At 34.8% G+C, this 21,325-nt stretch carries 19 protein-coding genes; 7 read left to right on the top strand and 12 right to left on the bottom strand.

What is annotated here, in order from left to right; genetic code table 11:
* Window positions 1-93 precede the first annotated feature (93 nt).
* Window positions 94-789: an AzlC family ABC transporter permease gene (locus tag ACKJXD_RS06430; protein WP_220216934.1), complete on the top strand. Its 696-nt coding sequence runs from the start codon at window positions 94-96 to the stop codon at window positions 787-789.
* A complete protein-coding gene (locus ACKJXD_RS06425; protein WP_220216935.1) occupies window positions 786-1,112 on the top strand; it encodes an AzlD domain-containing protein in 327 nt (108 codons plus the stop codon). Before ACKJXD_RS06430 ends, ACKJXD_RS06425 begins: the two co-directional genes overlap by 4 nt.
* Window positions 1,113-1,142: 30 nt before the next feature.
* Here ACKJXD_RS06425 and ACKJXD_RS06420 read toward each other — a convergent pair whose 3' ends face one another.
* The 8 genes from ACKJXD_RS06420 to ACKJXD_RS06385 form a co-directional block, all read right to left on the bottom strand.
* Window positions 1,143-2,042, bottom strand: coding sequence for a heme biosynthesis HemY N-terminal domain-containing protein (locus ACKJXD_RS06420; protein ID WP_430875860.1), 900 nt, complete (start codon window positions 2,040-2,042; stop codon window positions 1,143-1,145).
* Between the two features lie 10 nt (window positions 2,043-2,052).
* Window positions 2,053-3,516 carry a uroporphyrinogen-III C-methyltransferase gene (locus ACKJXD_RS06415; protein WP_430875859.1) on the bottom strand — a complete coding sequence of 488 codons (1,464 nt, stop codon included), beginning with the start codon at window positions 3,514-3,516 and terminating at the stop codon, window positions 2,053-2,055.
* A gap of 8 nt (window positions 3,517-3,524) precedes the next feature.
* Window positions 3,525-4,274, bottom strand: a complete 750-nt coding sequence (locus ACKJXD_RS06410; RefSeq protein ID WP_220216938.1) for a uroporphyrinogen-III synthase — start codon at window positions 4,272-4,274, stop codon at window positions 3,525-3,527.
* Window positions 4,271-5,191, bottom strand: coding sequence for a hydroxymethylbilane synthase (hemC, locus tag ACKJXD_RS06405; protein WP_430875858.1), 921 nt, complete (start codon window positions 5,189-5,191; stop codon window positions 4,271-4,273). The genes ACKJXD_RS06410 and hemC overlap by 4 nt, the downstream gene beginning before the upstream one ends.
* A gap of 175 nt (window positions 5,192-5,366) precedes the next feature.
* Window positions 5,367-6,734 carry an adenylosuccinate lyase gene (gene purB / locus ACKJXD_RS06400; protein WP_294828353.1) on the bottom strand — a complete coding sequence of 456 codons (1,368 nt, stop codon included), beginning with the start codon at window positions 6,732-6,734 and terminating at the stop codon, window positions 5,367-5,369.
* 42 nt (window positions 6,735-6,776) lie between these two features.
* Entirely contained in the window at window positions 6,777-7,424 is a 648-nt protein-coding gene (hflD, locus tag ACKJXD_RS06395) for a high frequency lysogenization protein HflD (protein ID WP_220216941.1), read from the bottom strand.
* Window positions 7,417-8,544 (bottom strand): tRNA 2-thiouridine(34) synthase MnmA, encoded by a 1,128-nt coding sequence (gene mnmA / locus ACKJXD_RS06390; RefSeq protein WP_430875857.1) that lies wholly within the window; start codon window positions 8,542-8,544, stop codon window positions 7,417-7,419. Before mnmA ends, hflD begins: the two co-directional genes overlap by 8 nt.
* A gap of 279 nt (window positions 8,545-8,823) precedes the next feature.
* Window positions 8,824-9,519: a LexA family transcriptional regulator gene (locus tag ACKJXD_RS06385; protein ID WP_430875856.1), complete on the bottom strand. Its 696-nt coding sequence runs from the start codon at window positions 9,517-9,519 to the stop codon at window positions 8,824-8,826.
* Between the two features lie 149 nt (window positions 9,520-9,668).
* Between ACKJXD_RS06385 and ACKJXD_RS06380 the strand changes: the two genes are divergently transcribed.
* A complete protein-coding gene (locus tag ACKJXD_RS06380; RefSeq protein WP_294828343.1) occupies window positions 9,669-9,908 on the top strand; it encodes a helix-turn-helix domain-containing protein in 240 nt (79 codons plus the stop codon).
* 53 nt (window positions 9,909-9,961) lie between these two features.
* On the opposite strand, the gene tpiA is transcribed toward ACKJXD_RS06380, so the two are convergent.
* Window positions 9,962-10,726 (bottom strand): triose-phosphate isomerase, encoded by a 765-nt coding sequence (tpiA, locus tag ACKJXD_RS06375; RefSeq protein WP_220216945.1) that lies wholly within the window; start codon window positions 10,724-10,726, stop codon window positions 9,962-9,964.
* A 100-nt stretch (window positions 10,727-10,826) separates the two neighbouring features.
* On the opposite strand from tpiA, the gene zapB reads away from it, so the two are divergent.
* The 4 genes from zapB (at window position 10,827) to ACKJXD_RS06355 (ending at window position 14,300) form a co-directional block, all read left to right on the top strand.
* Window positions 10,827-11,072, top strand: a complete 246-nt coding sequence (zapB, locus tag ACKJXD_RS06370) for a cell division protein ZapB (protein WP_220216946.1) — start codon at window positions 10,827-10,829, stop codon at window positions 11,070-11,072.
* A gap of 79 nt (window positions 11,073-11,151) precedes the next feature.
* Entirely contained in the window at window positions 11,152-12,459 is a 1,308-nt protein-coding gene (locus ACKJXD_RS06365) for a DUF2868 domain-containing protein (protein ID WP_430875855.1), read from the top strand.
* 1 nt (window position 12,460) lies between these two features.
* Window positions 12,461-13,819, top strand: coding sequence for a DUF3482 domain-containing protein (locus ACKJXD_RS06360; RefSeq protein WP_430875854.1), 1,359 nt, complete (start codon window positions 12,461-12,463; stop codon window positions 13,817-13,819).
* A complete protein-coding gene (locus ACKJXD_RS06355; protein ID WP_220216949.1) occupies window positions 13,767-14,300 on the top strand; it encodes a C40 family peptidase in 534 nt (177 codons plus the stop codon). The genes ACKJXD_RS06360 and ACKJXD_RS06355 overlap by 53 nt, the downstream gene beginning before the upstream one ends.
* Before the next feature lie 65 nt (window positions 14,301-14,365).
* On the opposite strand, the gene ACKJXD_RS06350 is transcribed toward ACKJXD_RS06355, so the two are convergent.
* From ACKJXD_RS06350 to ACKJXD_RS06340, 3 genes are all read right to left on the bottom strand, one after another.
* On the bottom strand, window positions 14,366-15,553 hold the full coding sequence (locus ACKJXD_RS06350) for a pyridoxal phosphate-dependent aminotransferase (protein WP_430875853.1): 1,188 nt from the start codon (window positions 15,551-15,553) through the stop codon (window positions 14,366-14,368).
* A gap of 278 nt (window positions 15,554-15,831) precedes the next feature.
* Window positions 15,832-19,374, bottom strand: coding sequence for a pyruvate:ferredoxin (flavodoxin) oxidoreductase (gene nifJ, locus ACKJXD_RS06345; RefSeq protein WP_430875852.1), 3,543 nt, complete (start codon window positions 19,372-19,374; stop codon window positions 15,832-15,834).
* 375 nt (window positions 19,375-19,749) lie between these two features.
* Window positions 19,750-21,051 carry a tetratricopeptide repeat protein gene (locus ACKJXD_RS06340; protein WP_430875851.1) on the bottom strand — a complete coding sequence of 434 codons (1,302 nt, stop codon included), beginning with the start codon at window positions 21,049-21,051 and terminating at the stop codon, window positions 19,750-19,752.
* Between the last annotated feature and the right edge of the window lie 274 nt (window positions 21,052-21,325).

Raw genomic sequence — 21,325 nt, 5'->3', positions numbered from 1 at the left:
TTGATTTAACCAATTGGATAGCTTTATTATTTTTTATTTGACACAATAACTTAAGCTATTATGATAATCTTTTTTTCGTTTTAAGGGTATTTTATGTCATTAACATTTAAAGATGGTGTTTATGCTTGTATTCCCACGCTGTTAGGTTACATTGGTATTGGAATTGCGGCAGGTGTTGTGGGTAAAGCAGCAAATTTATCCGTTTTAGAAGTCACTTTACTTGCCGTTATTGTTTATGCAGGTGCGGCACAATTTATTATTGCTGGTTTAATGTTAGTGGCGACCCCCATTACTGCCATCATTTTTACTGTCTTTCTTGTTAATTCCCGCCATTTTTTGATGAGTATGGCAACGGCGCCTTCTTTTCGACGATTCTCTTTACTAGACAATATTGCTATAGGAAGTTTACTTACGGATGAAAGCTTTGCAGTAACGATGAATGCGGTAGCCAATAAAGTACCTGTTAATGCATCATGGATGCATGGTCTTAATTTGACTGCTTATGTCGCTTGGATATTATCATGTTTAGTGGGCGCTTTAATCGGTGAGTGGTTACCTGATCCGGCTATTTTTGGATTAGATTATGCTTTAGTGGCTATGTTTATTGGGTTACTTTATTTGCAATTAATTGGTGATAAGACCAAAACCATAAAAAACAGACTTATCGTTATGCTGACCGTTACTATAATGTTAGTTTTTTTGATGCGTTTTTTTTCGCCTGAAATGGCTATTCTGATCAGCACTTTTGCGGGTTGTTTTATGGGCGTTGCTATGGAGCGTGATGCATGACAATTTATAGTTTATTGATTATTTTAGGATGCGGAATAGTGACTTGGTTTCCGCGAATTATTCCTTTTATATTAGTAAGAAAATTGCAGTTACCGAATATCGTCGTTCGATTTTTATCTTATGTTCCACTTTGTATATTAACAGCACTGTTTGTACAAAATTTATTTATTGCAAAACAAGGTGAGTTTCCAGAATTCAAAATTGAGTATTGTTTAGCTTCCATACCCACAGTGATTGTGGCTATTATAACAAAAAATTTAATGTGTATTGTTGTTGCCGGTATGTGTTGTATGGCATTAATCAGATATTTTTGGTCAATATAAAAATTAAAAAACAGGGTTTAACCCTGTTTTTTAAGTTCTTTCTTGATTTTCAATTTTTGTTACTGACGCTAATAATTTTTCAGCTTCGGTAGTTTGACCGAGTTGTTGAAGGTAGTTTGCCATAGCTTTCTGGTATGAAAGATTATTAAGTATTGCTTTGGGCTGTTCTTTCCACCATTTAATTAATGCAAGCGGATCTTTATCGACAGATAATTGCTTAATCCGAGCTATATAAGCAGATTGTTTGAACTGATCTAATTGTGAATCACTATAGGTTTTGATCTTATACATCGTCGGTAATAGATCGATAACAGCTTGATAATTACCCATTTCGTAATAGAGCTGGTCGGCTAGTCGCAATACTTCTGCATTACGGGGATTTTCATTTAACAAACGTTCAATAGTTGTTTGTGCTGAAGTATATTCACGATTTTTGATTTGTAACCTAACTTGAACAAGTTGAAACACAAATTTTTCGTTATCTTGGCAAGTTTTAGCCGCTTTTTCGAGCATTTGATTTGCTTCAATAAGTTGATCATTGTCAATATGCGCTTGTGCCGCTAATAAATATGATAACGTCGTATTTGAGGCTGCTTTAGCACTTTTCATGAAAAGCTTCGCTGCTTGTTGGTAATTACCTTCAAGTAGCATGAATTGTGCTTGTTCAATTAATTTGTTCGCTTTTTGAGATGAATTTAATTTAAACCAATTTCCAAAAAAACGCTTAGAATTAAGGATTTTTTTGAATAAACGATCAAATAAATAAATAATGAATAGTGCCAACAATAATAAAATTACGAAGGAATTAAATGACATGCTAATTTTATAATTGGCAACGACAAACACAGCTGAGCCTTGATTTGACTGTATCAATGGACCTAAAAAGAAACCGGCAATTAGCACTAAGAAAATAACCAATACTTTAATCATTATTATTCTCCTATTTTGCCAACATTGAACGAACGCGTGTTTGCATTAATTTATTCAATTCGCCTATACTCGCAAGAGTTTCGGGTACATTTTGATTGCTGATAGATTGTTTTTGTAATTTATCGATATCATTTAAAAATGCTTTAACACTTGGGGCATTGCTATCAAAATAAGCATTAACCCAAAGGGCGACATCATTTAAAGAACGTTGATAAATCTGGTCTTGATGTCTCGGTACGGCTTGTGCAGCGATTAATAGACGAAAACGAATATTTTCCCGTAAATAAAATGATTGCTCTAAACTCAATGGTGTTTTTAATATATGACATTTAGCAATCTGTTTTTCATCTTTACCCGCTTGAGTTATACAAGTTGAAAAAGTGTTATCACTATTGTCCAATTTTTCAATAGAAATAAATTTTTTCACAAATGAATTAGCATTTGACATTAAATTATCCGACCAGTCTGATAATGAAGGTGTAACTTGATTATCATTACGGTTGCTCTCGCTATCTTTTTCATTTAGCCCATCATCAGAATGAACGGCTGCTTCTGCCGATGAATTACCTGACAAATTAGAATTATGACTATTAGCATCTTGTGATAGACCCATATCGATCTCTTTATAATGACCTAATAAAGGTAATTGAGTTAGAGAATCGGATAAATTAATGAGCTTTATAATAATTCCATCAGAATCGATAAAACTGACTTGAGATAATGAGTTAATGTCTTTATTAATGGCTTGTCTAGCTAGTGTTAAACTAGGGTCATTGGTTTGAGCTAAACTTTCATCCGCATTTTTCAAAAGTATACGAGCGGTAGTGTAATCTTGATCATTCCATATTTTTCTCGCAGCTAGATTTACAAAGTAGTTTGCTTGCGAAATCAACCAAACATTAGAATCCATTGTCGACATGGCAGATAAGCGTTCATTGAAATTATGAAAGTTCTGTTGGTTTATTTTAATCGTATCATTAATCTGATTAACTAATTGCTGTTGTTGTTGCTGTTGCTCAGACAATTGATCGTTAACACGTTGTTCAAGTGAGGAAAATTGTTGTTTTTGTAGGTTAACCGATTGGTTAATATTATTTTCTACATCATCAATGATGCTTTTTTTAGTTGTCTGTTTTAAATTGGCTATCTCAGTTTTCAAACTATCTATGACGTTTTTTTGTTTTTCAATTTGCTCATGACCGTGATAAAAAATAAAACCACCAAGACCAAGGGTTAAGGCAATGGCGAGCAAAGATAATTTTGATATAGGTACTTTTTTAATATAATCAGTATTTGACGAAGAAGGCTCTTTTTTTTCTACTTTAGGACTAGATTCGCTGTTTTTAAGATTTTTTTTATCTTGTTTCATAGTCTGTTTCGCTTGTTTTATTGAATCAATTGTGGATGTTTGGCTAAATGAAGTTGTGCTAATCGTTGAAAGTGTGGCATTAGCACTATAATATCGAAGCGACATAAGTTACCTCATTCAGTATTGTTTAAATTAATCTTATCATTATGACATAGAGTGATTAACGTTTTAAATAAAATTTGATTATTAGCTCCGGTTACCAAAACAATTTTTTGCCAATTTTGTTGTTTTGCCTCCTCAAAAATTCGTTGGCTGGTGACCACTAAAATTGCATTTTTTTTATGGTTAATTTTGCAATATATCTCAAGTTGGTGTAAATGAGCAATACTGGTAACGATCAATATTTGTTTTTCAATATCATTATAAAGGATATCCTGCTGGTAGGGTATGACATTACGAGAATAACATTCGATTAATTTTATTTGGGCTTGTTTAGTGCTTAGTGTTTCGGCTATTAATTGTCTTCCAACATTTCCTTTTAATATGAGTACAGTGTAATTATTTACTGATTTTGAGGCAAGTAACTCAAGTAATCCTTCACTATCTTCTTGTCGGGGATAATCTACTCGTGTTTGCGTTAATTGACTCAATAATTCAGCCGATTTTTTGCCAATAGCGAAATAACGTAGATTATTCGGAAATATCAGGTTTGGAATATAATTTTTAATGACATTGATGACCTGTGGTGATACCACAATGACTATATCATTCGGCATTAAGCGATTTAGTTGAATTTGTAAATTAAATAGATCTTTACCTGCTAACATATCGAATAGCGGCAAATGTATAGCAGGCAAATTAGCTTGATTTAATAATTGCGTTAACACTTCGCCTTCGGGGGAAGGTCTGGTTACATAAATCATTCGCTATTTAATTCCTGTAATATTGCTTTTGCCCCATTTTCTAAGAGCAAGTCTGCTAATTCATAACCCAATTGCTCTGGTTGATTAGGCGTGCCTGATAAGTTCGCTTTAATAATTTGAGAACCGTCAGTTTGTCCAACAAGACCTTGTAAAAATAATGCATCGTCTTGAATTTGGCTGTAGCATGCAATGGGAACTTGACAACCACCTTGCAAACGTTGATTCATCGCTCTTTCGGCTTGTATGCAAATGCGACTTTTTTTGTCATCAAGTGGTGCAAGTAAGGTTAAAATGGATTTATCATCAGCTCGCGTTTCAATGCCAATGGCACCTTGACCGACAGCAGGTAAAATTAAGTCTGTATCAATATATTGTTTGATTCGATCTTGCAATGCCAAACGTTTTAAGCCTACTGATGCAAGAATAATCGCATCATATTCATGATTGTCCAATTTTGTTAAACGAGTGCCAACGTTTCCCCTTAAATCTTTGATATGTAAGTGTGGATAACGAGCACGTAATTGACATTGACGCCGTAAACTAGAAGTTCCCACTATTGCGCCATGTGGTAACTGCTCTAAATTATCGTATTGATTTGATATAAATGCATCTCGGACATCATCACGTTTGCATATAGTGGCAAGTTTTAATCCATCAGGAAAATGTACAGGAATATCTTTTATAGAGTGAACCGCAATATCTGCTTCATTATTTAAAATAGCTTGTTCGAGCTGCTTAACAAATAAGCCTTTACCTCCAATTTTAGATAATGGGCTATCAAGTAATATATCACCTTTTGTCACCATCGGGATGAGCTCAACTGTCAAATTTTGGTGAATAGCTAATAGCTGTTGTTTAACATAATTAGCTTGCCATAGAGCTAAAGGGCTTTTCCTTGTTGCAATGCGGATTTTCAATGGATGTTCCTATTAAATACTTTGAATGTTGTTTTAATATTGATGTCTTAATGGAGACAATTAATATATATCTATTATTAAATCACAAATTTACCTAATTTTTTAATGCATTGTGACTAAAGATAATCTGAAACATGAATCAATAATGTTTCAGACTATCAACCACAAATGACAATTAAAGTTTATCAACAAACGCTGATGCATACCCAATGTAGTTGGCTGGTGTTAATTGTTTTAGTCGTGATTTTTCATTTTCAGGTAAATCTAATGAATCAATAAACTGCTTCATTCCTTCAGCATCGACACGTTTTCCTCGAGTCAATTCTTTTAGTTTCTCGTATGGTTTTTCAATACCATAACGTCGCATTACAGTTTGAATTGGTTCGGCTAATACTTCCCAGTTACGATTGAGTTCATCAAGCAGGTACTCTTGATTAACTTCAAGTTTACTTAATCCTTTCAATGTTGATTGGTAGGCAATGATTGCATAGCCAATTCCTACTCCAAGATTGCGTAAAACGGTAGAATCGGTTAAATCACGTTGAAAACGTGATATAGGTAATTTACTCCCTAAATGGCTCATAATTGCATTGGCAATGCCAAGATTACCTTCAGAATTTTCGAAATCAATGGGATTGACTTTATGAGGCATGGTTGATGAACCTATTTCACCGGCAATGGTTTTTTGTTTAAAATGATTCAATGAGATGTAACCCCATATGTCACGATTAAAGTCGATCATAATGGTGTTAAATCTTGCTACACAATCAAAAAATTCAGCGATATAATCATGCGGTTCTATTTGAGTTGTATAAGGATTCCATTTTAAATCTAAAGAATTTACAAATTCTTCACTAAATTGATGCCAATCAACTTGAGGGTAAGCCACAATGTGAGCATTGTAATTACCTGTCGCTCCATTTATTTTACCCAAGATTTCAACAGTTTGAAGTTGTTTTAATTGACGTTGTAAACGGTACGCAACATTAGCAAACTCTTTTCCGATTGTTGAAGGCGTTGCTGGTTGTCCGTGCGTTCTGGAAAGTAATGGCAAATCACGATAGGTTTTTGCTTGTGCACTTATTGTCTCAATTATTTTTTTCCAATAAGGTATTAAGACTGACTCTTTCGCTTCCTTTAACATTAATGCGTATGACAAGTTATTAATATCTTCTGAAGTACAGGCAAAGTGGATGAATTCATTAATGGCATGCAATTCTTCATGACTGCTCACTTTCTCTTTCAAAAAATATTCTACGGCTTTAACATCATGATTAGTCGTTTTTTCGATTTCTTTAATACGTTCAGCATCATTTATGTCAAATTGCTCAACAATTTGATTAAGATGATTGGTTGCAGATTGGCTTAGAGCGGGAACTTCAGAAATTTCTACTTGCGAGGCTAACTTCTGTAACCATTGTACTTCGACTTGTACACGGTATTTTAGCAAGCCATATTCACTGAAAATTGTACGTAATTCAATTGTTTTATCTCCATAACGACCATCAATAGGCGAAAGGGCGGTAAGTGCAGATAATTCCATCGGTATAACTCCGTTGCGATTTTTAAATATTGATTTGAAAAATTAAATGATTTTAGCTATTTCTTGTAATAGGGCTTGTGCTTCATTACAGATGCTTTTTCGTTTAAATAGGAGTTGTAAACGACTTCCTCCTACTTGATACCATAAAATAGCAGAACGAACACAGCCAAGTAACGATGCTCTTACTTTAGCTTGAACCAATGAGTTCTGTAAAAACTCAATTTTACCCATTACTTTAATTTTGGCTGATATTGGACTGACAATATCTGAATAAATTCCTGCTAATGAGTATGATAATTCATCTTCATGGGTCTCAATGGTTTGATCATTCATATCAGGATAGAGACCTGAAATACGTTTTAACCGTTGATCTATCTTACTTAAAGCATCGTTATTTTTTAATAGTTTATTGGTAATACTTAATGTACCAAAAAGATAACGCATAATATCTACTTGTTCTTTTTGACCCGAATTAAGCAATTGAATTAATACCGTTAATCCCGTTTCTATATTTTTAATACCATCATACACATCCTCCGTACTGAGAGGGGATGTGTTAAAGATGCTTTTGATCGATAGTTGATAAAGTGTATTATTGCAGCCTCCAGTATTGGCTAATTGGGGAACTAATATAGCACTTTGCGCAACACCTGCAAGCGCTATAGTTATATCATGGTACTTATTATTCACTTAGCCGCTCCTTACTTTCTATAATTCGTTCCTCAATGATACCGCCACCGAGACAAACCTCGTTTTTGTAAAAGACAGCAGATTGTCCGGGCGTTACTGCTGCAACAGGATGCTCAAAAATTACTTCTATTTTATCTTCCGCTAATGGATTTACCTGACAAATAATATCTTGTTGGCGGTAGCGTGTTTTAACAGTGCATTCAAAAGGTTCGGTCACAATATTTCTATCCACCCAATGTAATTGTTGTGCAATTAAACCAATAGAGAATAGGGCTGGGTGATCATGTCCTTGTGCCACGATTAATTCATTATTTTTGATGTCTTTATCAACAACATACCAAGGTGTGTCATCAGCTTGTTTTAACCCACCTATACCCAATCCTTTTCGTTGACCTAAAGTGTGGTACATTAATCCTTGATGTTTTCCAATTACTTGTCCGTCAACTGTTCTAATCAGTCCTTCTTGAGCTGGTAAATAGCGTGCTAAAAAGTCATTAAACTTTCGTTCACCAATAAAGCAGATACCGGTAGAGTCTTTTTTTGTCGCTGTCACTAAACCAAGTTGTTCAGCTATTTTACGAACTTGTGGTTTTTCTAGTTCACCGACAGGAAACAAACTTTGTTTAATTTGATTTTCACTAAGTGTATATAAAAAATAACTTTGATCTTTATTCGTGTCGATACCCCGTAATAGTTCAACTTTATTGCCTGTTTCTCGTTTACGGACATAATGACCGGTTGCGATATAATCAGCGCCAAGATCTTCAGCTGCATATTCTAAAAATGCTTTGAATTTTATCTCTTTATTACAGAGTATATCTGGGTTAGGGGTTCTGCCTGCTTTGTATTCAGATAAAAAATGTTCAAATACGTTATCCCAATATTCAGCAGCAAAATTAATTGTGTGTAGTTTAATGTTTAATTTATCACATACCGCTTGAGCATCAGCTAAATCAGCAGCTGCAGAGCAATATTCATCAGAGTCGTCCTCCTCCCAATTTTTCATAAATAATCCAACGACATGGTAACCTTGTTGTTGAAGTAAATAAGCAGAAACAGAGGAGTCAACGCCACCGGACATTCCAACAACAACTTTTGGGGAAGCATTAATATTAGGCATAATAACTAGATAATTGATTAAAAATGATGGGCAATTTTATCATAAATAGGCAAAAATACATAAAATTATGCCAATAAGAATTCTGATTGGGCTCAATCTTTTTACTGGAACATGGGGTTAAACTTAAACATTTTTACGTTTTTTAAATTGAAATTATAATTTAAAACTAAAGAAAAAAAACGAGTTAGAAATTCTGTTTTTAAACGATTCCGTTGATTATTAGCAACGGAATCGTTTATTGAAAATGACTTAACCAATAGTTATAAGCCGTAACCCTTCTTAATAAAGGTTCTTTAAAAGATAAACAACATGACCAATAATTTTAAAATCCTGAGGTTGGTTTTTGTCTACTATAATCGTTGGATATTTGGAATTATCACATAATAAAGCGATATTAGAACCCTGATTTTGTATACGTTTGATGCTGATTTGGTCATCATATTGTACCGCATAAAGATACCCGTCAATAGGCTTGATATGGGCAGTATTAATGACCAAAATATCGTGATTGGATATCGTTGGTTCCATACTGTCACCTTTGGCACATACCACTCTTAAATCGTCATGATTAAACTGTTGATGCTTAATTAATGTGACATCAAAGGGAATTGATTCAATATCAATAAAAGCCGTATCTGTTTGATTATCATTTAATAAATGAAAGGGGATATAGATAAAACCTTTACGTTCTGTTTCTGGTATTAGTCGGCATTCACCTTTACCTGTTGCCAGCCATTCAATTGGTATATCACATTTTTGAGCAATAATCGCCAATCGATTTAACGAAGGGTAGGTTTTACCCGATAAATAGTCGCGAATTACAGCTTCTGACATACCCACTTTTTTCGCAAATGCATTGCCAGATAGACCTTCTAAGACCAAAGTAAGACGATTTTTAAAATCAATGACGCCAGTTTCAATCAGTGTTCGTGTTTTTTCGTGTTCTTCGATTGTTTTTATGTTGCTTTCTTTCATTTTTATAATCCATTTTGCGTTATTTTTTATTTTTATTGTTTTAATTCGTTTTTTTATGTGTTATTCTTTTGCTAGGTTTTTACATCATGCTAGTGTTGTATACCGATAATCTTTACGATAGCAAAAATAAACTTATAGAGGATCTCATAATGAGCGAACAAGATCAAGACTGGACTCCATCAAGAGTAGTAGGGGAAATTAAAATTAGAGGTGGAAATTTAAGAGGTCTATCTCGTGCAAGTGGGTTACAAGCTGATACTCTAAGAAATGCACTTTATCGTCATTGCCCTAAATATGAACATATAATTTCAGATTATTTAAAAGTTCCAGTTGAAAAAATCTGGCCTTCTCGATATAACTCAAAATCTAACAAAGTAAAATATAAATAAAGTTATTCAAGCATTCCTAATAGACGCCATATTAGGCGTCTATTACACCACGATTATTTCTTGGCTTTTTCTGCTGCTTTAACAATAACAGCAAACGCATCTGCTTTTAAAGATGCTCCACCTACTAATGCACCATCAATGTCTGGTTGAGTAAATAACTCAGCAGCATTTTTGTCATTAACTGAACCACCGTATTGAATAATAACTTGTTCAGCCACTTTTGCATCTTGTTTTGCAATATGGTCACGAATAAATTTATGAACAGCTTGAGCTTGTGCTGGAGTTGCTGATTTACCTGTACCAATTGCCCATACTGGTTCATAAGCAATCACAGCACCATTAAACGCTTGTACCCCTAATGCATTAATTACTGCATCGATTTGACGAGCACAAACTGTTTGAGTTTGACCTGCTTCATTTTCAGCTTCCGTTTCACCGATACAAAGGACAGGTACTAAACCAGCATCCTTGATGACACCAAATTTCTTTGCAATAAATTCATCTGATTCTTTGTGATAAGTACGACGTTCTGAATGGCCAATAATAATATGCGTAACACCAACTTCTTTTAACATGTTGACTGATACTTCACCAGTATAAGCACCAGAAAGATTGATACCCACATCTTGAGCGCCTAAAAGAATATTTGAGCCACCTAATTGGTGTTTAACAAAATCTAAATATACAACTGGTGGTGCAATAGCAACATCACATTCGACATCCGTAGATAGCTCATTTCTTAGTTCTGCAACTAAGTTTTTAGCCATTTCTATACTTCCATTGAGTTTCCAGTTACCCATCACTAGTGGTTTACGCATAATTTTCTCCAACTTAAATTTTAAAAAGGTGTTGATTTTAGAATGAATTCGTTATAATAGTAAACATTATACACCAAGTAAATAAAGTCTGAGGAAAAATATGTCATTAGAAATATTGAATCAATTGGAAAATAAAATCCAACATACTGTTAATACTATCAATACATTACAAAAAGAGATTGCAACGTTAAAACAAGGTAATCAGGAGTTGGAACAACTGATTAATGACAGCTCAGATGAGATGAAAGCATTGCGAGACGAAAACGAAAAATTAAAACAAGATCAACAAGTTTGGCAACAACGAATTCAAACTTTATTAAGTAAAATTGGTGAAATAGCACAATAATTTATTTAACTTATGAAACTGCGCGACTTTGGTCGCGTTTCTTTTATGCTTCATTAATTTCACATTAAGAATAAGTATAATGCGAGAAGAGTTAAAATCATTATGGCTAACAGAAACAATACGCCTGATTGAAAATGAATCAGGACGCTTTGCTGATCAAGATATAAATCGCCAAATCAGAGCGGAGCAAAACACATCATTAACTCAACGTATTGTTTTGCGCGCATTAGCTCTATCTAAACTCAATGGGCTTTATTCAGCACAGAAATTATTACTGCACACGTTAAAAATTTCTTTTGTTTTATTACTGATATTGTCTGCTTTTATTGGTGGTTCTTTAGCCTTTGGAGCGTTGAGCCAAAATCCTGTTAATCTATATTGGGCACTTTTTAGTTTATTGGGTGTCCATTTTATCACACTATCAATTTGGATTTGTTCATTTTTTTTCTTTTCTCAATTTGGTGGAAGTGTATTAATACATTGCTGGATATGGTTAGCTAAAAAACTTTCTCAGAAAAAGACAATACAAGAACTCATTCCAGCTTTTGTTCAACTATTTGGTAACAATATTCGTTGGTTTGTCGGATTTGTGCTTAATCTTTATTGGACAATTATATTAAGCTTTGCATTGTTAGTGTTATTGATTTTGTTTTCAACTCAGCACTATAGTTTTGAATGGAAGTCGACTTTACTTAGTCCAAATGAGATTATTCAATTAACCCATTATTTGGGTTTCATCCCTTCAATGTTTGGTTTTTCGATTCCTAAAGATGATGTGATTCGTTTTAGTGAACAGGCGTTGAGTGACAGTGAAGTTCGTTCATCATGGGCGATGTGGCTATTAGGTGTGTTCATTGTATATGGACTGTTTATTCGAATTTTATGTATGGTTATTTGTGGCATCAATTGGAAAATACACAGTCGACAAATCAGATTAAATTTAGACTCACCCGAATATCAAATTTTAGCCAACGATTTACAACCCATTAGTATCGAAATTATTGATGAAGATAGATATGGAATAAGGCATCATTCTTATCTAACTGAAAATGCTATTGATTCTAGTAATGGCGAGTTTTTAGTTGCTATTGATATTTCTGAAGATTGGATTCCACCAGATTCAGTCTATTTTTTGGGTTTTTTAAATAGCCGTGAACAAAGACGAAAAATTTTAGATTATTTACAATTAAAACCTGCTCAAAAATTATTGATAGCAATTGATACCGATCGTGCACCCGATAGGGGGGTATTGAATTTATTGAATCAACTAATTGAAAAATCGCAACAAAGTCGAATTTGGTTTATTAACCAAGGTAAACAATTAACAAATTGGCAATCTTTACCTTATAAGTTTGCTGGGTTGTCATGGCTAAAAAAGGAACAGTAAAATGATGGCAACATTAAAACTGGCTGTTGTTGGTCATGCAAACGTTGGTAAAACATCGTTATTACGTACTTTAATTAGAAATAGCCATTTTGGTGAGGTATCAGATAGACCGGGTACAACAAGACACGTTGAGTCAATTACTTTAAGACTTGCTCATCATAAGTCTATTATTTTCTATGATACTCCAGGTTTAGAAGATAGCTTGGCACTGTTTGATTATATCAATCAACTCACTTCCCATGATACTAAACTTGATGGCATCGATAAATTAACAATTTTTTTACAAAGCCCTGAAGCAGAAAGCCTTTTCAATCAGGAAGCAAAAGTCATTAGGCAAGTTTTAAATAGTGATGCAGCTATCTATGTTATCGATGTGAGAGAACCCATTCTACCTAAGTTTCATGATGAATTAGCCATTTTAGCAAACAGTGATAAGCCTATTTTGGCTGTGCTGAATTTTACCGAGAAAGAAAAGCAAAATGAAAAGGAATGGAAAATGTTACTCTCTCGTGTCGGAATTCATGCTATGATACGGTTCGACGCCATATTCCCACCTTTGGATGGTGAGGAAAGATTGTATCAAAGTCTCGCTTTATTAATAGAACCAGCAAAAGCTATCTTAAATGAATGGCTAAACAAAATAGCGGATATGCAATCTTCACGTAATCAAAGTGCTAATTTGATTATAGCTGAAACGCTGGTTGATGTTACTGCTTACTATCAAATGGCAAAGTCTGATGATAAACAGGCCATTGCCGATATGCAAAATAAAGTTAGAAAGCGAGAGCAAAAAGCGATTGATGATTTACTTAAGCTTTATCAATTTGATGCAAATTACGAATCAGAACAAGGTTTACCCTTACTTAAGGGGCGTTATAAAGCTGACTTATTTAATGTGGATGCGCTCAAAATGATGGGGGTTCATTTAACCAAAGGCTTTGTATCTGGTGCAACCATAGGAGCAAGCATCGATTTAGCTACAGGTGGTTTAACATTTGGTTCAGCTGCTCTAATTGGTGGAGCCGTGGGTAGTTTGATGCAAACGGCTAGACATTATGGGGCCAGAATGCGTTATCAGCTTTCTGGATACAGTAAATTAAGTGTTGATGATGCTATAATTTGTTTCCTTTCATTACGCTTAATTCTTTTAAAACAAAATTTGTGTAATCGTAGCCATGCGAATACTAGCCCGATTAAATTGTCAAATTTAGACAATAAAGAATGGGAAAAAGGCGTATTACCAAAAAGTCTGAAATTGGCTAGACGTTATTCGAAATGGTCGACTTTAAATAAAGGAACGAAAAGGTATGACGAAAAAAGACAATCGACAATCAAGGATGTTGCTAATCAATTATCCTAATGGAAGAAAACGGTGTTTTATCATCGCCTTGATCTTTTCTCTTTTTATGTTATTCGGTTGTAGTAGTACTCAAGGTCAGGTGGCGATAAAAAATAATAAATCTGATCGTACTATGTTAGCTAAAATTGAATCTCACTACAAAAAATGGCAAGGCACGCCTTATCGTTATGGTGGAACAACTTTAGCGGGTAGTGATTGCTCTGCATTAGTCATGAATTTCTTTAAAAATAAACTGGCCAAAAAATTACCTAGAAGTGCGGCTGAACAAGCTAAATTAGGTTATAAAGTTAGTACACCAAAAGCAGGTGATTTGGTCTTTTTTAAAACAGGTGGTCGAGGTAGTGGCTTACATGTTGGTATCTATTATGCAGACGGAAAATTCTTACATGCTTCATCATCGAAAGGCGTTATTTATTCCAATATGAATCAAAGTTATTGGAAACAACGTTATTGGATGACTAGACGAATAAGCGATATCTAAAAATGACTATAATGCTCACTATAACATAATTAGTGAGCATTTTAATTTTTGATAGTTTAACGTTATTAAATCACAGATTGATTTCTTAAATTTCGCATTACATTAGCAACATATAGCATTTCACTTGGTGTTCCTAAAGATATTCGACACCAATTTGTAGCAGGCTCAAAATCTCGTCCTATTAAAATAAAATTTTGTTTCATAAGTTCCCGATATTTTTTTAGATCAATAGGGCTTTTATGAAACAGAAAGTTAGTTTCAGATTTAAGATAATGTAACCCAAGATCTGATAATGTCTTTTCCATAATTGTGCGTGACACATCAACTGCTTTCTTGGAATAAGTTAGAAATTGCACATCATCCATTGATGCTAAAGCTGCGCATACACCGCAATAATTTAACTTTTCGCCTGCAACGTATTGGGCAATATGACGAATATTATCTGCTGAACTTACCACATAACCGACACGTAAACCTGCCATAGCATGAATTTTTGAAAACGTTTTCAGTAAAACGATATTATCAAACCCCTTCGATATTAAGTAATCAACCGACTTAAAAGCTGGATCATTTACGAATTCGGCATAGGCTTCATCGACAATAAATACCGTATTTTTGGGTTTGCTTGTCAACCATGATTCTATTTCACTGTTGGCAAATACAGTCGAAGTAGGGTTATTAGGATTGACTAAATAAACAATTGAATAACCTTGATAATCTTCAACCGCTTTTTGTAAGCCTTTAATATCAATTTGCCAATCTGCTAAGCTCGGCACTTTGGTTACTTTCAATTTAAAGATTTTAGCAAAATGTTCGCCGTCACTATAAGTTAATTCTGGTATTACTAATTGTGTATTGGGTTTCACATAAGCGGCGATTGCACTTCGGATACCTTCAGATGACCCAGCAGTTAACAAAATATGATCATCGCTTACATGATGATGTTTTGCTAATCGTTTGTTTAGCAGTGGCATTTCAGCTTTCGCATAGCGATTGGCTTTAGGTATGGCATCGATGGCTGCTTGTTTAGCTGATCCAGACATACCAAGCGCATTTTCATTAAAATTTAGTCTTACTGGATTGTTAAGGTTTGGTGTCACTACGTTATCAAGCATTGGTAACGAGTATGACACCGTGTTTTGTGTTTCTTGCGCATAAGCTTTGGACAGTAATTGATTAACAGTTAAACCAGCAATTGCTGCGGAAGACATTGTTAATAACTTTCTTCGATTAATATTTAAAGTTGCGACCATTTTTCACCTCACGATTAATTAATCCTTTATTGGCTAAGAAAATGGTGCAAAAAGCGTACCAAGTCTGACAACCATAGCTAATAGACGATTAACACTATAGCAACAGTAAAGAAGGGTAAATGTTGAAGATTAAACGAATTAATTTGGTTAAAAAGCGCACTTAACCAGTGCTGTTTTGCACTATAGGGAATCGAGAAATAAGATCAATTGCTTATGTTTTGCAACATAAGCAACTGTCTTATTGATTGATACGATTCTGTATATCCACCCTCGACTTATTAACTATCTGCGGGTGTTTCTATATCAGAATAAGTAGATAACATTTGCAAGAATTTAAATTTAGCGTTTACCATTTTGGTTGAACGTTCATGCAAGGTATTGGCAATGACTGGTTCTAACGTTTCTAAACGTCTAAAACGCTGTTCCTTCAATAAGATATCCGATAATAATTCACTATTAGGTGATTTAGAATCCAGAACTAAGCCCGGTTTACCTTCTGCTGTGCGTCGTGGATCATAACGATACAGTGGCCAGAATCCTGATTTAACTAAATCTTTCATCTGCTCATGCGATTTTGCTAAATCATAACCATGCTCTTCGCAAGGGCTATAAGCAATCACTAAAGAAGGGCCGTCATAGGCTTCGGCTTCTTGCAAGGCTTTTAACGTTTGATTAAGCTGTGCACCTAATGCAATTTGTGCAACATAAACATGCCCATACATCATCACACTAACACCCAAATCTTTACGCGCTTTATGTTTACCTAAATCGGCAAATTTAGATACGGCACCCATTGGCGTTGCTTTAGATTGCTGACCGCCAGTATTAGAATAGCATTGCGTATCTAACACTAAAATATTAACGTTATCGGTTAAACTCATCACATGATCCAGTCCGCCAAAACCAATATCATATGCCCAACCGTCTCCACCAATTGCCCAAACTGACTTATCAATTAAATAGTCCGCATCTTGAATTAACTCTTTTGCTTCAGGTGAGTCTAAATGCGCTAGTTGATCACGTAATAAAGCAACCTGCTTACGTTTATCATCAATTGTGGCATCAGGAGATTGTAACGCCAGGATAATTTCGGGCGAAATCTCACCCGCTACATGTTCAAGCAAACGTAACGCCCGTTTTTTATGTTGGTCATAAGTGATGCGATAACCTAAAGCAAATTCGGCATTATCTTCAAATAACGAATTTGCCCAAGCAGGGCCACGACCATAACGATCGGTAGTATAAGGGGTAGAAGGTAGATTACCGCCATAAATTGAAGAACAACCGGTTGCATTAGCTATGGCAAGATGATCACCATAAAGTTGCGTTAACAATTTAATGTAAGGGGTTTCACCACATCCTGCACAAGCACCTGAATACTCAAACAATGGCGTTAATAACTGCGATGTACGGACATCAATACGTTCAAGTGTTTTGATATCACGATCAGGCAAATCGTTAAAGAACGCAAAATTGGTGCGTTGCGTCTCTAAATTATCAATGCGTGATTGCATATTAATTGCTTTAATATCAAAGTTATTACGATCCCGAGAAGGGCATACCTCAACACACAAATTACAACCCGTACAATCTTCAGGGGCAACTTGTAAAACATAGCGTTGACCTCGCATATCGCGAGCTTTTACATCGAGTGAACTTAATGAATCCGGTGCGTTTGCCAAATCGTCAGGTAACACCACTTTAGCTCGAATTGCCGCATGAGGACACGCAACCGCACAATGATTACATTGAGTACAAAGATCGGGTTGCCAAATAGGAATCGCTTCCGCAATGTTTCGTTTTTCCCATTTTGTGGTGCCAGTAGGCCAAGTGCCGTCGGGTGGAAAAGCGGACACTGGCAAGTTATCCCCTAAACCAGCAAGCATTGACGCCGTTACTACTTTCACAAAGTCAGGCGCATTACTTGGTACTATAGAAGGGCGTGATGCGCTACTTTGGTCGACACAACTTAACGGAATTTGCTCTAAAGAAGCAATCGCTAAATCAAGGGCTTTCCAGTTGTTTTCGACTAATTCTTGACCTTTGCTACTGTAACTTTTGGCTATCACTTCTTTAAGCTGTGTGATGCTAAAATCGTTTTTAAATATTTCAGAAAGATGAAAGAAAGCCGCTTGCATAACGGTATTAATACGAGCACCTAAATTACATTCTCGGGCAATTTTAGCGGCATTAATAATATAAAAATGTGCTCTTTTCTGAATTAATTGTACTTGAACTTCTTTAGGTAAACGGTGCCAAACTTCATCTTTACTATAAGGTGTATTAAGTAAAAAGATCCCGTCATCTTTTAGTTTTTCAACGATTTGATACTTATCGATAAATTGGTCTTGATGGCAGCCAATAAAATGTGCGCTAGTGATTAAATAAGGGGAATCAATAGGCTCCAAACTTACCCGCAAATGCGAAGTCGTTAAGCCACCCGCTTTTTTCGAGTCATAAACAAAATAACCCTGCACATAGAATGGTGAGCTATCACCAATAATTTTAATATTATTTTTAGTCGCCGAAACCGTACCGTCACTACCCAAACCATAAAATAATGCTTCAAGCGCAGATTTTTGTGGAATAGATTTTTCGGGTAATTTTAACGACAATCCGGTTACATCATCATAAATCCCAACGGTAAAGCGTGGTTTAGGTTTCTCCGCTAACAGCTCGTTAAAGATAGCCATGACACAGCGAGGATCAAACTCTTTAGACGACAAACCATAACGCCCACCAACAACGGTTGGTAAACAATGGCGTTCACCTTGGCTAAAGGTTTCCGCAAAAGCGGTCATAACATCTAAGTACAAAGGTTCAGCCTGGGCACCGGGTTCTTTTGTTCTATCTAAAACCGCTATTTTTTTGACAGAATCCGGAATGACCGCTAACAAATGTTTTGCAGAAAAAGGGCGGAATAATCTGACAATCACCACACCGACTTTTTCATTATTATCAAGCAGATAATCGACAACTTCTTTACAAGTACTCACGCCTGAGCCCATTATGACAATAACACGTTCGGCATCACTTGCCCCATAATACTCAAACGGTTGGTAATGTCTGCCTGTCTCTTTTTCAAACGCTTGCATAGCATCAACAACATGCTGATAAGTCTTATCATAATAAGAATTCACCGCTTCACGACATTGAAAATAGGTATCAGGATTAGCCGACGTACCACGAATGACAGGTTTATCGGGTGTTAAAGCACGGCTACGATAAGCTTTTATTGCATCATGCGGTAATAAGTTATGAATTTGTTCATCACTTAAAGGGTAAATTTTATTCACTTCATGGGACGTTCGGAAACCATCAAAAAAGTGGACGAAAGGTACACGACTATTCAATGTTGCCATTTGGGCAATCAATGCAAAATCTTGGGCTTCTTGCACTGAACTTGAACAAAGCATAGCAAATCCCGTTTGTCTGATTGACATTACATCGGAATGATCACCAAAAATAGACAGTGCATGGGTTGCAACCGTACGAGCAGCAACATGTAAAACAAAAGGTGTTAATTCTCCGGCTATTTTATATAGCGAAGGAATCATTAATAATAAGCCTTGTGATGAAGTAAACGACGTCGCTAAAGCACCCGTCATTAACGATCCATGAACAGTTGAAATAGCGCCTGCTTCAGATTGCATTTCAACTACCTTGGGGATATCACCAAAAACATTAGGCTTATTAAATTCAGCCCAAGTGCTTGCTTGCTCAGCCATCGTTGAGCTAGGGGTGATAGGGTAAATAGCGATGACTTCATTGGCACGATAAGCGACGGATGATACCGCACTATTAGCATCAGATATGATCATTAAAAAAACCTTGTCTTTTATAGTGTTACGACATTACTTAATTATTATAAATTTGTGTTATTGTATCAGAATCTAAGATAGCTTTGAGTTATTTTTATAATAAATTAGGAAAGTATTTCCGACAGATATAATTATCACGTGTTTACCAACCGGTTGAAAGTATTTTATTAGTAAAAATTATAAAATAACCCTTATGATTTATTATATGATTTTATAAAAGTATCACGATGATTACTTGAAAATATGTTGACTTCAATACAGTGAAAAATAGGTGAATTAGTTATATAAAAAGACGAATAGAATCTTATTAATTATAGAACAAAATTGCATTGAAAAGCTAGGTAAAAAATAACTAATAAGGGCACTATTTGCCCTCTAGTCGTCTAATTCGGGATAACCAGGCCAGAAGTTTTTGTATGTTACTTCACCCATTCGTGTTGCATATTTACGCCAAAGTTGAGCTATATTGATATTGAGCTCTTCATCTTTATAATATCGACTGAGCAATGTCATTGCACTGTAATAGCCTTGAATGGCTTTTTTCAGTAAAAAACGTTTCCTTAACGGCGTGATTTCACCAATAGTTTCCCCTAATATTCTTGAATTCGTTTTTCGATTTCGGATATATAAACTTTTCATTGCATCATCTTCAATCATATTTAATTGATAGAATGATTTAAAATAGATCAATCGCTCGTAAATAAAATCTTCATTACTGGAATTAGAATATTCGAACGGTTCTCTTTGTGGTAATTTTTTAAATTTAAGATTAGTCTTCAATCCATATTTTTTATATTTATTATTATATTGGATATTTGTAATCACTTTCCATAACTCATTATCCGGTGAAAGGCGGTAAGCTTTTTCTAACATTTTAAAACCTTTAGGAACATCCACTTTCGTTGCTATTCCTTGAAAATACATAAAAGCTAACGTTTTGATTGCCGGTAAGCAGTTTTGTTTTGCTGCACTTTGATACAACTCGAAAGCAACTTTAACATCTTTATCTACACCAAAACCCATTAAATAAAAATAAGCAAGGTTGGTCTGCGCTAACGGATGCCCCTGAATGGCAGCCATTTTATACCATTCAATCGCTTTATTTATATCAGGATTTACGCCCTGTCCATAATCACTTATTGGGTAAATTGCACGAGGATAAATGGAGGAAGGTAAAGAGCTTTCATTGGTAACAAATTTGGCTATTAAATCAGGAAGTTCAGGATCAATATTTTCACCATTTTCATCAAAATAATAGTGTCTAGGTGGTTGACCGCCTGAAGCATTTTCGTAGATATAACCTATACTGTTTTGTGCATCAAGGTTGCCTTGAGCTGCGGCTTTTTCAAACCAACTTAATGCAATTGGAAAGTTATTAAATTCATCTCGATACATACTACCCAAATTATATTGGGCTTTAGCTAATCCTTGTTTAGCCGCTTTTTCAAATAATAATCTGGCTTTGGTATGATAAGATTTATTTTTTAAGGCTTCTTTATAATAAATTTCACCTAATGTATTTTGGGCATTAGCGTCACCCTTGTCGGCTAGACTGGTACAGGCTGCAATATTGGCTTTGTTATTTTTAGCAGTTAGACATTTTGTTTTAGCCTGTACGACAGATATCGATAAAATAGTTAGAACGATTAATAATAATATTTTGGAACGAATTAACATTATACTGCATATACCTTATATTTTTTCAAACTATTTAGCATTATTTATTAATAAGTTAAATTTTTATTTTGAGAATGTTTGAAACTAAATAGATAGTTTTTAAAGCTCAAAATTTTGATGAAAATTTAAAAAATACGTTTATTATTTTGGACATATTACCTATTATTTATCAAATAATCTAATCTAGGTTTTAACGTTATTGTTAACTTATTCTATCTGACCTATCTTAATATTAACTTATTGATTATAAGATTAATTTTTGTTAAATGCTTTT

It is taken from the genome of Gilliamella sp. G0441 (assembly GCF_050589305.1).
GTDB lineage: Bacteria > Pseudomonadota > Gammaproteobacteria > Enterobacterales > Orbaceae > Gilliamella.
This window is presented reverse-complemented; position numbering and strand designations above follow the sequence as displayed.

Excerpts from the sequence above, each read along its gene's own strand:
- ACKJXD_RS06430 (WP_220216934.1), top strand. The coding sequence starts at position 94 with ATGTCATTAACATTTAAAGATGGTGTTTATGCTTGTATTCCCACGCTG.
- ACKJXD_RS06425 (WP_220216935.1), top strand. The coding sequence starts at position 786 with ATGACAATTTATAGTTTATTGATTATTTTAGGATGCGGAATAGTGACT.
- ACKJXD_RS06420 (WP_430875860.1), bottom strand. The coding sequence starts at position 2,042 with ATGATTAAAGTATTGGTTATTTTCTTAGTGCTAATTGCCGGTTTCTTT.
- ACKJXD_RS06415 (WP_430875859.1), bottom strand. The coding sequence starts at position 3,516 with ATGTCGCTTCGATATTATAGTGCTAATGCCACACTTTCAACGATTAGC.
- ACKJXD_RS06410 (WP_220216938.1), bottom strand. The coding sequence starts at position 4,274 with ATGATTTATGTAACCAGACCTTCCCCCGAAGGCGAAGTGTTAACGCAA.
- purB (WP_294828353.1), bottom strand. The coding sequence starts at position 6,734 with ATGGAATTATCTGCACTTACCGCCCTTTCGCCTATTGATGGTCGTTAT.
- mnmA (WP_430875857.1), bottom strand. The coding sequence starts at position 8,544 with ATGCCTAATATTAATGCTTCCCCAAAAGTTGTTGTTGGAATGTCCGGT.
- ACKJXD_RS06385 (WP_430875856.1), bottom strand. The coding sequence starts at position 9,519 with ATGAAAGAAAGCAACATAAAAACAATCGAAGAACACGAAAAAACACGA.
- ACKJXD_RS06380 (WP_294828343.1), top strand. The coding sequence starts at position 9,669 with ATGAGCGAACAAGATCAAGACTGGACTCCATCAAGAGTAGTAGGGGAA.
- tpiA (WP_220216945.1), bottom strand. The coding sequence starts at position 10,726 with ATGCGTAAACCACTAGTGATGGGTAACTGGAAACTCAATGGAAGTATA.
- zapB (WP_220216946.1), top strand. The coding sequence starts at position 10,827 with ATGTCATTAGAAATATTGAATCAATTGGAAAATAAAATCCAACATACT.
- ACKJXD_RS06365 (WP_430875855.1), top strand. The coding sequence starts at position 11,152 with ATGCGAGAAGAGTTAAAATCATTATGGCTAACAGAAACAATACGCCTG.
- ACKJXD_RS06360 (WP_430875854.1), top strand. The coding sequence starts at position 12,461 with ATGATGGCAACATTAAAACTGGCTGTTGTTGGTCATGCAAACGTTGGT.
- ACKJXD_RS06355 (WP_220216949.1), top strand. The coding sequence starts at position 13,767 with ATGACGAAAAAAGACAATCGACAATCAAGGATGTTGCTAATCAATTAT.
- ACKJXD_RS06350 (WP_430875853.1), bottom strand. The coding sequence starts at position 15,553 with ATGGTCGCAACTTTAAATATTAATCGAAGAAAGTTATTAACAATGTCT.
- nifJ (WP_430875852.1), bottom strand. The coding sequence starts at position 19,374 with ATGATCATATCTGATGCTAATAGTGCGGTATCATCCGTCGCTTATCGT.
- ACKJXD_RS06340 (WP_430875851.1), bottom strand. The coding sequence starts at position 21,051 with ATGTTAATTCGTTCCAAAATATTATTATTAATCGTTCTAACTATTTTA.